The sequence below is a fragment of the Paraburkholderia sp. A1RI-2L genome, from assembly GCF_048957375.1.
In the GTDB taxonomy this organism is placed as follows: Bacteria; Pseudomonadota; Gammaproteobacteria; order Burkholderiales; family Burkholderiaceae; genus Paraburkholderia.
The window spans coordinates 647498-660054 of the sequence record NZ_JARBTA010000004.1 but is presented as its reverse complement, the minus strand read 5'-3'; the positions used below and the strand labels follow the sequence as shown (position 1 = coordinate 660054).

The window sequence follows — 12557 nt, the reverse complement described above, 5'->3', positions numbered from 1 at the left end:
GGCCGGACCCGATTGTTTGCGATTCGCGAATGACGTATTCGGACCTTATCCGGTACTGATTTCGGGTGGCTTGCGACTATCTTTGCGACGTCGATGTCGAGCGCGTCCAGGTTAATGGCGCACCTCGCGTCGGCCACCGCTTTCGAACATGACCGATGGTTCGGCGCCCGGCCGGCCCAAGGAGACAGAGATGAAATCGAACACATGGGACACGGCTTACGAGCGCCGTGCCGTGACATTGCTGGCGCTAGGCTTCGGCCTCGTGGGCCTCGACCGCTGGCTGATCGCGCCGCTGTTCCCGTCCATCATGCAGGACCTGAACCTGAACGCCCAGGACGTGGGCAACTGCATCGGCATACTCGGCCTTTCGTGGGGCGTGTTCGCGGCGGTCATGGGCGGCATGTCCGACAAGGTGGGCCGGCGCAAGGTGCTGATTCCGGCGATCATCGCTTTCTCGCTGCTTTCGGGCTTTTCCGGCCTTGCGGGCGGCTTCGCGAGCCTGCTGGCCGTGCGCGCGCTGATGGGCGTGGCGGAAGGCTCGTTCTGCCCGACGAGCTTCGCGGCCACGGCCGATGCCTCGCACCCCAAGCGCCGCGGCTTCAATCTCGGGCTGCAGCAAAGCGGCTTCGCCTTGTTCGGGCTCGCGCTCTCGCCGATCATCGCCACGCAGTTGCTGGGCGTGATGAGTTGGCGCTGGGTGTTCGCGCTCGTCTCGGTGCCGGGGCTCATTCTTGGCCTGCTGATGTACCGCGTGATTCGCGAACCGAAGGCCATCGCGACGCCTGAATCCGGGGAGCTCGCGCGCGGCCACTGGCGCGACGTGATCCGCAGCCGCAACATTCCCGTGGCGATGGTGGCGCTATTCTGCGCGATGACGGGCGTGTTCGTGCTCGGCGCGATGCTGCCGCTCTACCTCACGCAGTACCTCAAGCTCGACACGCAGCACATGGGCGTGGTGGCATCCGCCATCGGCTTTGGCGGTTTCGTCGGACAGTTCGGCTTGCCGGGGCTCTCCGATCTGCTGGGCCGGCGCCTCGCCAGCGTCATCGGCTTTGTGGGCACGGCCGTCATGCTGATCGTGTTTCGCGGCCTCGGCGCGCAGCCGCTGGAACTCTTCGCGGTGCTGTTCGCGGCGTCGTTCTTCACGCTGGGTCTGGTTTCGCTGCTTTCCGGGCCGGTTGCCACCGAGGCCGCGCCGCTCGGCATGGTCTCGACCTCGATCGGCCTCGTCGTGGGCGCGGGCGAAATCTTCGGCGGTGGCGTGGCGCCTGCGCTGGCCGGCTTCGTGGCGGCGCATTTCGGTATCCAGAACATCTTGTGGCTGCCGACTGGCGCAGTCGTGCTGGGTGTGCTGGTGAGCCTGCTGCTCAAGGAAACGGCGCCGGCCGCGCTGCGCCGCGGCTTGGCAGCGACTGCTGCCGCACCCATCCCGGCTGCCGGCCAAGCCGAGTAGTAGCGGGGGGCCATCCACGTCGTCCTCTCTAGCCGCGCCGCCGATGCCGCAGCGGCGTGGCGCAATGGAGCCGGGCCCTATACTTGGATGGCCCGAACCGATAAAGAAGAGAGGAGCATGGACCGATTCTTGAGTATCGAAGCGTTTGTACGCGTGGCGGAAACGAGCAGTTTTGCTGAAGCGGCCCGGCAGATCGGCGTGACCAGTTCGGTCGTGACGAATCGCATCCAGCAACTGGAGAAGTTCGTCAACGCGCCGCTCTTTCATCGCAGCACGCGACATGTGCGCCTCTCCGAAGTCGGAGAGGCGTTTTATCGCGAATGCGCGGAGGTAGTGGGGCGCGTGAACGAGCTGACCGACCAGATGCGCGAGCTGCGCGCCACGCCCACGGGGCGGCTGCGCATCCAGATACTGCCGGGTTTCGCGCTGGGTCATTTCGGTGCGCCGCTTGCCGAGTTCAATCGGCGTTACCCGGGCATCCAGCTCGATGTGATCGTCAACGACCGCGTGGTGGATCCGATCGAAGAAGGCTTCGATGTGGCGTTCCAGATCTTTCCGCCAATTTCCGAGTCGCTGATCGAGCGCCGCCTCTTTACGGTGCGGCGGCTCTTTGTCGCCACGCCCGCTTACGTGGCGGAGCACGGCGCGCCTGAACATCCGCGTGAATTGCTGCAGCACACCACGGCGCTTTATTCGGGCTATCCGTCGCGCAATCGCTGGACGATGACGCGTGACGATGAGGTCGTGGAGCTGGAGTTACCCGGCATGATCCGCTCGAATTCGGTGCATTTGTTGCGCGATTACGCGCTTACGGGCGGTGGAGTGGTGTGCCTGCCCACGCTGGTGGCAAGCGCCGCGCTGCTCGATGGCTCGCTCGTGCCGATCCTCACCGATTACCACCTTTCCTCGTTGAGCTTCGCGGCCGTGTATCCGTCCACGCAGCGCCAGGCGCTGAAGGTGAAGGCGCTGGTGGAGTTCCTGGCGGAGTATCTGGGCCCGGAGCCCGCGTGGGACGTGCCGCTGATCGAGCGCGGCTGGGTGCGTTAGCCGCATTCGCGATTATTTGCGAAACGCGAATGCCGTAGTCGGCCGGGCGCTGGTTGTTGTCCGTGCGCAGCGCTCCTAAAGTTGAACGCAACGATACCTTCCAAAACAGGAACAGGAGACAGCCATGACCGATACGTCATTTCACACCGTCTTCGGCTCGCTCGAGCAATACCGCAAAGGCGAGATCGAAATCACGAGCGGCGACGCCCGCCACTATGTTTTCTCGAACGTCTTCGAAGTTGCCGCGCAGTCGGCGCCCTACGAGAAGGTCGTGGTCGGCAAGAACCTCGAGTATGTGATCGAGGTGCTGCGCGCGGAAGGTCAATCGCGCTGGTTCGCCTGCGCTCACGATGAGTTCGTCATCCTGATGGACGGCGAAGTGCGCATCGACTTCATCAAGCTCGATAACCCGCCGAAGGCCGGCACGGGAACGGTCGCGGCAGGCGAGGCGCCCGCGGGCCGCAAGATGGGCCATGTGGTGCTGCGCCGTGGCCACCAGGCCCTGTTGCCGGCCGGTTGCGCCTACCGCTTCAGCGCGAGCAAGAGCGGCGTGGCGCTCGTGCAGACCATGGTCGGCGCGCTCTCCGTGCAGAAGTGGGCGGATATCTGCCTGCACTGAATCCGCACACACGAACCGATCATCGCAAGGAGACACAGACATGGCCAGCCTCGACAACCACGATCACATCGCAAGCTTCGCCGCCGACACCGTATGCGCGAGCGAGCCCGACGCCGTGACCGGCTACTGCCGCTTCAAGCTCGGCGCCTTTGAATTCACGCGCGACGAATATTTCGTCAAGGTGCTGTGGCCCGCGAAAGGCCAGACCCGCACCCACGCCATTCCCGCCGACGCCTTCCTGCGCGCGATGATGCGCGATGTGGCATGGGGCTTCTTCTACGGCTGGGTGAACTTCGACCACGTGTTCGGCACGCGCAACCACTACGGCAAGGTGGACGTGTACGCGGGTTCGTTCAACGGCATCATGAAGGAAGCTGGCGTGGACTATATCGAGACCTTCGAGACGCCCACGATCATGGCGACCTTCAAGGCGATCCTGCACGACTGGACCAACGAAGGCTTCGACCCGTTCGCCGCGCCCGAGGAAACCGGCACCGCGTTCGGCCGCAAGCACGGCGACAACGATGCCGCTATCGAGCGCACGCGCATTGCTACGCGCCGCATGCCGGGCCTCGAAGGCGACTCGCCGCTGCGCGACGACCTGCCCGTGAACCGCGCTTTCGCCGATGTGCCCCAGGACGATCCCGAAGTGCATGTCGAGCCGGGCTTCGAAGGCGAGCTGCACGCGTTCAACCTCTTCAAGTACCTCTCGCGCTCGGACGTCACGTGGAATCCCTCCGTGACTTCGGTGTGCGGCCAGAGCCTGTTCTGCCCGACCACGGAGGAGTACATCCTGCCGGTTTTCCACGGCAACGACCGCGTCGAATGGTTCCTGCAGCTCTCGGACGAAATCGTCTGGGACATCGGCGACAAGAACACGGGTGCGCCGCGTGCGCGTATCACGATGCGCGCCGGCGATATCTGCGCGATGCCCGCCGACATTCGCCACCAGGGCTACTCGACCAAGCGCTCGATGCTGCTTGTGTGGGAGAACGCCACCGCCGACTTGCCCAAGCGCTACGAGAGCGGCGATCTCAAGCCCTATCCGGTCGAGTTCTGAGCGCGTTGTGACGTTATCCAGCATGCCAAAGCATCAATCGAGGATTTAAATCATGCAAACGCAATTGTTCATCGACGGCCGTTTCGTTGATGCCGTCGAAGGCGGCACCATCGACGTGCTCAATCCGCACGACGGCTCGCTGATCACGAAGATCGCCGCGGCCACCGCCGCCGATGTCGATCTGGCCGTGGCCGCCGCCACGCGCGCGTTCCCGAAGTGGGCGGCGCTGCCCGCCGCCGAGCGCGGCCGCCTGCTGCTGCGTCTGGCCGACGCCATCGAAGCGAACGCCGAAGAGCTCGCGCAACTCGAATCGCTCGACACCGGGCACCCGATTCGCGATTCGCGTGCACTCGACGTGCCGCGCACGGCCGGGTGCTTTCGCTACTTCGGCGGCATGGCCGACAAGCTGCAAGGCTCGGTGATTCCCGTCGAAACGGGCTTTCTCAACTACGTGCAGCGCGCGCCCATCGGCGTGGTCGGTCAGATCGTGCCGTGGAATTTCCCGCTCATGTTCACGAGCTGGAAGATGGGGCCGGCGCTCGCGGCCGGCAACACGGTCGTGCTGAAGCCTTCGGAAATCACGCCGCTCTCCACGCTGCGCATTGTCGAGCTGATGGCGGAAGTGGGCTTTCCCGCAGGCGTGGTCAATATCGTGCCGGGCTATGGCCACACGGCCGGGCAACGGCTCGCGGAACATCCCGGTGTGGGCAAGATCGCCTTCACGGGGTCGACGGCAACGGGGCGGCGCATCGTCGAGGCCTCGCAGGGCAACTTGAAGCGCGTGCAGCTCGAACTGGGCGGCAAGGGCGCGAACATCGTGTTCGACGACGCCAATCTCGACGCTGCCATCAACGGCGCGGCCTGGGCGATCTTCCACAACCAGGGGCAGGCCTGCATCGCGGGCTCGCGCCTCGTGCTGCACGAGCGCATCGCCGATCAGTTTCTCGAACGCTTCGTCGACCTCGCGTCGTCGATTCGAGTGGGGAATCCTTTGGATTCCGAAACGGAGATGGGGCCGCTTACGTCGCTGCAGCATCTGGAGCGCGTGAAAGCCTATGTGGACGTGGCGCGCGAGCAGGGCGGGCGCGTGCTCACGGGCGGCAGCGCACCGCAGCACCCGGCGCTTGCGAACGGCTACTACGTGCGCCCCACGGTGATCGAGGCGAAGACGCCGAAAGATCGCATCGCTCAGGAAGAGGTGTTCGGCCCGTTCGTGACCGTGCTGCGCTTCAAGTCCGACGAAGAGGCGCTCGCCATCGCCAACGGCACCGAGTACGGTCTCGGCAGCGGCCTGTGGACGCGCGATCTTTCGCGTGCGCACAGCCTCGCGGGCAAGATCAACGCGGGCATGTGCTGGATTAACTGCTACAAGCGCGTGAACCCGGGCAGCCCGTTCGGCGGCGTCGGCCAGTCGGGCTATGGGCGCGAGATGGGCTTCGAGGCGATGCACGACTACACGGAGGCCCGCTCGGTATGGGTCAACGTGGACGCCCAGGTGCCGCCGCACTTCAAGCGCTGAGGCACATATGGATCGCTTCGTCTATCAAGGCTTGCCGTCGCGCGTGGTGTTCGGCTGGGGCAACCTCGCGCGGCTGCCCGAGGAAGTGGACCGTCTCGGCGCGCGCCGCGCGCTGATTCTCTCGACGCCCGAGCAGCGTCCGCTCGCCGAGCAAGTCGCGCGTCTGCTCGGCGAGCGCGCCGCAGGGATTCACGCCGAGGCGGTCATGCACGTGCCCGTGGAAGTCGCGCGGGCCGCCTGCGAAAAGGCGGCGGCGCTCGATGCGCAATGCTGCGTGGCCGTGGGCGGCGGCTCGACCATTGGCCTTGGCAAGGCCATCGCGCTCGAATCGTCGCTGCCGATCGTCGCGGTGCCCACCACCTACGCAGGCTCGGAGATGACGCCGATCTACGGGCTCACCGAAGGGCGCCTGAAGAAGACCGGGCGCGATTTTCGCGTGCTGCCGCGCACGGTGATCTACGATCCGTCGCTGACCGTGTCGCTGCCCGCGGGCATTTCTGCGGCCTCGGGCATCAACGCGATGGCGCACGCGGTGGAGGCGCTCTACGCGGAAGATGCCAATCCCGTGATCAGCCTGATGGCCGAGGAATCGATTCGCGCATTGGGCGAGTCGCTGCCGGCTGTCGTGCAGCGTCCCGACGATGCGGCGATGCGCAGCCGCGCGCTCTACGGCGCGTGGCTCGCGGGCAGTTGCCTCGGCGCGGTGAGCATGGCACTGCATCACAAGCTTTGCCACACGCTCGGCGGCACGTTCAATCTGCCGCACGCGCAAACGCATGCAATCATGCTGCCGCATACGGCGCACTACAATCGCGCGGCCGCGCCGCGGGCGCTCGAACGCGTGGCGCGCGCGATCGGTGCGGAGCATGCGGCACAGGCGGGGCCGCGGCTGTATGAATTGAACGCGTCGCTGGGCATTGCGACTGCGCTCAAGGACATTGGCATGCCCGAAACCGGCCTCGACGAAGCGGCCGATCTGGCGTGTACCAATGCGTATCCCAATCCGCGCGAGCTGGAGCGCGAGGCGATCCGCGCGCTGCTGCAGCGCGCGTGGGAAGGGGCCGCGCCCCAATAGCCGGACCAGGCTGTGCGCGCGGCGCGCGAGGACAACGAAAGGAGACAACCATGTCGATACATGGAAACGAGGCCGAGCGGGCTTTGACGGAACAGGTCGTGGCACGCTTTGCGAACACGCCCGACGCGCGCCTGCGCACCCTGATGCAAAGTCTCGTGCGGCATCTGCACGCTTTCGTGAGTGAAGTGGAGTTGACCGAGGCAGAGTGGTTCGCGGCCATCCGCTTTCTCACCGAGACGGGCCAGATGTGCGACGGCGTCGTGCGTCAGGAGTTCATTCTGCTGTCCGACACGCTGGGTGTGTCGATGCTGGTCGACGCGATCAACCATCGCTACGAGACGGGCGCGACCGACACGACCGTGTTCGGCCCGTTCTATATCGAAGGCATGCCCGAGCGCGCTTACGGCGAGAACATGGCGTTCACGCCGGGCGTGCCCGCGCTCGTGCACGGCCGCGTGCTGTCGACCGAAGGCGAGCCCGTGGCGAACGCGCTGCTCGACGTGTGGCAAACGGCGGACAACGGCATGTACTCGGGGCAGGACACCGAGCAGCCGCATGGCAACCTGCGCGGCCGTTACCGCACCGACGCCGAAGGCCGCTACGCGATTCGCACCATCGTGCCCGTGTGCTACCCGATTCCAACCGACGGCCCGGTGGGCCGCATGCTCCAGGCGACGGGGCGGCACCCGTGGCGGCCCGCGCATCTGCACTTCATGATCACGGCGCCCGGTCACAGCACGCTCGTGACGCACCTGTTCAACCAGAACGACCCGTATCTCGACTCGGACGCCGTATTCGGCGTGAAGCCGTCGCTGCTAGTGGACTATTGCGAGCGCGCGGCAGACGACGCGAAAGGCCGGCAGTTCGGCTTCGAGGGCGGCTTTCGCGAGGCCTGCTACGACTTCGTGCTGGAGCGCGCATGAGACCGTTGACGCGCTACTACGCGGTGTTCGCCACCGACAAGCCGGGCATGCGCGAGGTGCGGGATCGAATACGCGCGGTGCATCGCATCTATCTGCGCTCGGCGCCGCAACACGGCGTGTTCGTGAGGCTCGGCGGGTCGACGTTCGCGCCACGGTGCGATGGGCACAACGGCACCCTGCTCGTGGTCGAGGCCGAAGCTTACGACGATGTGATGCGCTTCATGCGCGACGATCCGTATACATTGGCGGGCGTGTTCGAGCGTGTCGAGATCCGGCCGTGGGACTGGAATGTTGGCAATCCTGAGCAAAGGGTTTGAGTGATGAGCGATCGCTTTCTGTGCTGCGTCGACGACGTGCCGGACGGCGGTGCACGCGTCGTAGACGGCGCGCCCGGAGACGGTGCGGTTGTCGTCGTGCGGCGCGGCGCATCGGTGTGGGCCTACGTCAATCGCTGCCCGCATTTCTCGGTGCGGCTCGATTTCGAGCCGGGCGAGGTCTGCACGTACAGATCGAAAGTGCTGATGTGCGCCCATCACAGCGCGCTGTTTGCGTTCGAGGATGGCCGCTGCATCGAGGGGCCGTGCCGGGGCGCCGCGCTGACACCCGTTCCGGTGCGCGTCGTTGGGGGCGATGTGTGGTCCGGCGCAGCTGGGTGAGCGGGGTCAGCGAAGCGTTCGAGCCATGCCCACGGGAAAATGCCGCGGTCGTGGCCGTCGCTAAAGACGAGTTGGAGGCCATAGCCCATTGAAACCATGCCGGTCAGCGTGAGATTGTCATGGGCCGTCTCGCCAGAGCTTGCGCGCAGCGGTTCATGTGCGTTTCCACTCATGCGAGCGCGGCGGCATCCCGCGCAGGGACATGCGCGCCGCAGGCTCGCGAGCGGGAGGCGCTGGCGCAGGCCGCCCCGCCATACGAGGACGAGCGCGCCCGTTTCGTCATGCATTTCGATGGGCACGTTCATGAGACGCCGCCTTCGAACTGCGCCGTGAGTTGCTGCAAGGCGATCCGCACGGCCTTGCGCACTTCGGGGTCGCGGTCGTCGAGTGCTGCCTGCAATGGCGCAAGGCTCGATGCCGAGGGCAGTTCGCCCAGTGCAAGCGCGGCCTCCTTGCGCAGGTTGCTGATCGGATGCGCAAGCAGCGCGCTCACGGCGGGCGCGGCGTGCACATCGCCGATGCGCCCCAACGCGCGCGCCGCGCGCAGGCGCACCTGCCAGTAGTCGTCGTCGAGCGCGTGGATGAGCGCGTCGCGGGCGGCGGGCAGGCGCAGTTTCCCCAACGTGGTGGCGGCTTCCTCGCGGACTTGCCAGTCGGCATCGGCGAGCGCGTGCAGCAGCGCCGTGCCCGCAGCGGTCTCGTTCACAGCGGCGAAGCCGAGCGCGCCCACGGCAGCGCGCCGCACTGCGCCGTGGGCGTCGGCGGCCGCGAGCGCCGCTAGCGGCGCGACAGCGCGCTTGTCCTTGAGCCAGCCCAGCACGGCCACGGCTTCGAGGCGGACCTCGGCATCGGCGTCGGCGAGCGCGGCGTGTGCGGGTTCGAAGGCCGCCGCGTCGCGCAATTCGCGCAGGCCGCGCAACGCCGCGCGTCGAGCGAACGGTTCGGGCCGCGCCGCCCAGCGCCGCAGCACCCGCGCCGAGCCGGGCGCCCTGAGTTCGGCGAGCGCTTGCTGGGCCGCTTCGCGCACGCCCGGGTCGGCGTCCAGCAGCGTGGCGCAGAGCGCCTCCACCACGTCCTCCTGTTCCCACGATGCCAGTACGAACGCGGCTTCGCGGCGAACCTCGGGCGCGGGGTCGTCGCGCAGCGCCGCTATGAGCGGCGCAAGCAGCGCGCTGTGTTCCAGCTCGGCGAGATCGAGCACGGCGATGCGTCTCACGGCGGCGTCGGCAGCGGCGAGACGCGTGAGCGCGCCGGCCGCTTCGGGCGGCGGCATCGCAGGCAATTGAATAGAATCGGTCATGGCTGTTTTTCGATATGGAATCCGAAATTAATGCGGGAGATAGAGTCAAAACATAATCGCGCCGCAGCTACCGCAGCAGGTACGGGATCTCCACCTTCACCGCGCCCGTGGGGCAGTCGCGCTCGCAGGGCATGCAGTACCAGCATTCGTCGAATTGCATATAGGCCTTGCCCTTCGTCATGTCGATGGCCAGCAGGTCCAGCGGGCAGACGTCGACGCATACCGTGCAGCCTTTGTCGGCGATGCAGCGCGATTCGTCGATCGTGACCGGCGCGCTGCTGCGCTGGAAGATGTCGTGGGGCGCGTAACTCATGAGTTTTTCCTCACTGCATTCGTTCAAGAATGGGCCCGAAGCGGCGCTCAAAGCGCTTGAGCCGGCTCGCGCTCGCGCTGGATGCGCATGCGGCTGTATGCGCCAAGATCGGCGGCGTCGACGGGCACGATATAAGGGGCGACGGTGCGCTTCTCGCAGGTCATGCGGCCGCTGGCGTCCTTGCGCAGATCGGTGTGGCAGAACCAGTTGGCGTCGTCGCGCTGCGGGTAGTCGACGCGGTGGTGATAGAGCCCCCAGCGACTCTCGGTGCGAAACAGCGACGCGCGCGCGGCCATTTCCGCGCAATCGCGAATCGCGCGCACTTCCGCCGCGCGCATGAGTTCGTGCGGGTTATGGGCCTGGATCGTGCCGATGTCCTCGCCGATCTCGTCGAAGCGCTGCAAGCCGATCTCCATCTTGCGCGTGACCTTGGGCGGCTGGAGATAGTCGTTCACCATGCGCCGCAATTTGTATTCGACCAGTGCGGGGGCGAGACCGTGCTCGCGCTCGAGCGGTGCGTAAATGCGCGCGCGCTCGGCGTCGATCTGCGCGTGATCGAGCGGCGCGTGCCCGCGTTCCGCCACATAGCCGGCGGCGTCGTGTCCCGCGAATCCGCCGTAGGTGAACGCGCCAAGCATGTAGTTGTGCGGCACGGCGGCCATGTCGCCCGCGGCGTAGAGGCCGCGCACCGTGGTTCGCGCGCGCGCGTCCACATACACGCCCGATGCGCTATGGCCGCTGCAAAAGCCGATTTCGGAAATGTGCATCTCGATCATCTGCGTGCGGTAATCGTTGCCGCGTCCCGCATGAAAGCGCCCGCGGCTCGGGCGCTCGTTGGTGTGCAAAATCTGCTCGATGGTCTGAATGGTTTCCTCGGCCAGGTGGTCGAGCTTCAGGAACACCGGGCCGTTGCCGCTTTGCAGTTCCTGATGGAACTCCCACATCATCTGGCCGCTCCAGTAATCGCATTCGATGAAGCGTTCGCCCTTGCCGTTCGCGGTGAAGCCGCCGAGCGGACCGGTCACGTAGGCGCAAGCCGGGCCGTTATAGTCCTTGATGAGCGGATTGATCTGGAAGCACTCCAGATTGGTGAGCGCCGCGCCGGCGTGGTACGCCATCGCATAGCCGTCGCCCGCGTTGGTGGGATTCTCGTAGGTGCCCATCAGGTAGCCCGACGCGGGCAGGCCCAGACGTCCCGCCGCGCCGCAGCACAGGATCACGGCCTTTGCGCGCACCACCACGCACTGGGCCGTGCGGCAGTCGAAGCCCATGACGCCGCACGCGGCGCCCTGGGCATCGGTGAGCACACGTGTGGTCACGACGCGGTTGGTGATGGCCACGCGCGCGCGCTTGAGCTGGCGGTAGAGCACCTTCTTGATGTCGTGCCCTTCGGGCATGGGCAAAACATAAGCGCCCATGTGATGAACCTTCTTCACTGCGTAGTCGCCGTTGCCGTCCTTTTCGAACTTCACGCCCCAGCGGTCGAGTTGTTCGATGGTCGCGAAGCTGTGCCGCGCGTAAGCGTACACGGTCTCCTGATCGACGATGCCATCGTTCGCAATGGTGATCTCGCGCGTGTATTGCTCGGGCGTCGCGTGGCCGGGAATCACGGCATTGTTCAGGCCGTCCATGCCCATCGAAATCGCGCCGCTGCGCTTCACGTTGGCTTTTTCGAGCAGCAGCACCTTCAGCTCGGGATTGCATGCTTTCGCCTTGATCGCAGCCATGGGCCCAGCCGTGCCGCCGCCTACGACCACAATGTCGTATTCGAGTATTTCGGTGTTCATTGCATGTTCCTCAGGTAGTTTCGCAGGCAGGGGCTTTTTCGCGGTCGACGCGCAGGCGGTACTGGAAGGCGTCGCCGCGAAAGTAGAGGTATTCGAAATCGATCGGCGTGCCTTGCCCGTCGTGCGTGGTGCGCTCGATGCGCAGCACCGGGCTGCCTTCCTGCACACGCAGCGCGTGAGCGATCTCGTCGTTGGCGAGCATCGCGTCGATCGACACGTCGGCGTGGCCGAGCGGCACGCCGCAGTCGTTTTCGAGGATCAGGAAAATATCGCGTGTGACAAGGTCGGCGTTGGCGAGGCGCTTGCCGAGCGGCTCCGGCAGCCAGGTCAGTTCGAGGGAGATGGGCGCGCGGTCCAGCAGGCGCGCGCGATGGATTTCGGCTACGCGCGCGCCTTCCCGAAGAGCGAGTTTATGCGCGATGTAGCGATTGGCCGCGACGATGCGAAAGGCCAGCAGCGTATTGACGATCTCATGCCCCATCGGCGACATCGCTTGCGCGAAGCCTTGCAACGAGGTCATGTTCTGGAATGCCTTGGGCTTCGAGACGAAGGTGCCCTTGCCGTGCAGGCGAAACACGAGCCCCTCGTTCTGCAGATCGCCGAGCGCCTGGCGCACGGTAATGCGGCTCACGCCGAACAGGGCGCACAGCGCGTATTCGGATGGCATCTGGCTGCTCGGGGCGTAGGTGCCGTCGAGAATGCGCGTGCGCAGGGTGTCCCTGATGCGCGTGTGGAGCGGCGGCGCTGCGGCCGCCAGGGGATTCGTGTTGGGCATGATCCACTTGTCATGACAAGATGGATCGCA

Annotated in this window: 13 protein-coding genes and 1 pseudogene; 9 read left to right on the top strand and 5 right to left on the bottom strand. The window is 65.9% G+C overall.

All coding sequences use genetic code 11. The annotated features are described in order from the left end of the window. Positions 1-190 precede the first annotated feature (190 nt). The 9 genes from PWP93_RS31400 (at position 191) to PWP93_RS31360 (ending at position 8352) form a co-directional block, all read left to right on the top strand. Positions 191-1453 (top strand): MFS transporter, encoded by a 1263-nt coding sequence (locus PWP93_RS31400; RefSeq protein ID WP_421047485.1) that lies wholly within the window; start codon positions 191-193, stop codon positions 1451-1453. 117 nt (positions 1454-1570) lie between these two features. After that, positions 1571-2500, top strand: a complete 930-nt coding sequence (locus tag PWP93_RS31395; RefSeq protein ID WP_421047484.1) for a LysR substrate-binding domain-containing protein — start codon at positions 1571-1573, stop codon at positions 2498-2500. A 124-nt stretch (positions 2501-2624) separates the two neighbouring features. Next, on the top strand, positions 2625-3119 hold the full coding sequence (locus PWP93_RS31390) for a hydroxyquinol 1,2-dioxygenase (protein ID WP_421047483.1): 495 nt from the start codon (positions 2625-2627) through the stop codon (positions 3117-3119). A gap of 40 nt (positions 3120-3159) precedes the next feature. Further along, complete coding sequence (locus tag PWP93_RS31385; protein ID WP_421047482.1) at positions 3160-4179, top strand: hydroxyquinol 1,2-dioxygenase; 1020 nt, start codon at positions 3160-3162, stop codon at positions 4177-4179. Between the two features lie 52 nt (positions 4180-4231). Further along, a complete protein-coding gene (locus tag PWP93_RS31380) occupies positions 4232-5698 on the top strand; it encodes an aldehyde dehydrogenase family protein (RefSeq protein ID WP_421047481.1) in 1467 nt (488 codons plus the stop codon). Positions 5699-5705: 7 nt separating this feature from the next. Further along, the gene (locus tag PWP93_RS31375; RefSeq protein WP_421047480.1) at positions 5706-6773 is read left to right on the top strand and encodes a maleylacetate reductase; all 1068 of its coding nucleotides are present in this window, start codon (positions 5706-5708) and stop codon (positions 6771-6773) included. 50 nt (positions 6774-6823) lie between these two features. Further along, complete coding sequence (locus tag PWP93_RS31370; RefSeq protein ID WP_421047479.1) at positions 6824-7696, top strand: intradiol ring-cleavage dioxygenase; 873 nt, start codon at positions 6824-6826, stop codon at positions 7694-7696. Positions 7697-7701: 5 nt separating this feature from the next. Beyond that, complete coding sequence (locus tag PWP93_RS31365) at positions 7702-8013, top strand: YciI family protein (RefSeq protein WP_421047720.1); 312 nt, start codon at positions 7702-7704, stop codon at positions 8011-8013. A gap of 3 nt (positions 8014-8016) precedes the next feature. Next, positions 8017-8352 carry a Rieske (2Fe-2S) protein gene (locus PWP93_RS31360; RefSeq protein ID WP_421047478.1) on the top strand — a complete coding sequence of 112 codons (336 nt, stop codon included), beginning with the start codon at positions 8017-8019 and terminating at the stop codon, positions 8350-8352. A 32-nt stretch (positions 8353-8384) separates the two neighbouring features. On the opposite strand, the pseudogene PWP93_RS31355 reads toward PWP93_RS31360, so the two are convergent. The 5 genes and pseudogenes from PWP93_RS31355 to PWP93_RS31335 form a co-directional block, all read right to left on the bottom strand. Beyond that, positions 8385-8639 (bottom strand): annotated as a pseudogene (locus PWP93_RS31355) (DUF971 domain-containing protein); the annotation flags it as partial. A 14-nt stretch (positions 8640-8653) separates the two neighbouring features. Next, positions 8654-9652, bottom strand: a complete 999-nt coding sequence (locus tag PWP93_RS31350; RefSeq protein ID WP_421047477.1) for a HEAT repeat domain-containing protein — start codon at positions 9650-9652, stop codon at positions 8654-8656. A 67-nt stretch (positions 9653-9719) separates the two neighbouring features. Continuing rightward, entirely contained in the window at positions 9720-9965 is a 246-nt protein-coding gene (locus PWP93_RS31345; RefSeq protein ID WP_421047476.1) for a 4Fe-4S dicluster domain-containing protein, read from the bottom strand. A gap of 47 nt (positions 9966-10012) precedes the next feature. Beyond that, positions 10013-11752, bottom strand: a complete 1740-nt coding sequence (locus PWP93_RS31340) for a fumarate reductase/succinate dehydrogenase flavoprotein subunit (RefSeq protein WP_421047475.1) — start codon at positions 11750-11752, stop codon at positions 10013-10015. A gap of 10 nt (positions 11753-11762) precedes the next feature. Beyond that, on the bottom strand, positions 11763-12527 hold the full coding sequence (locus tag PWP93_RS31335) for a GntR family transcriptional regulator (RefSeq protein ID WP_421047474.1): 765 nt from the start codon (positions 12525-12527) through the stop codon (positions 11763-11765). Between the last annotated feature and the right edge of the window lie 30 nt (positions 12528-12557).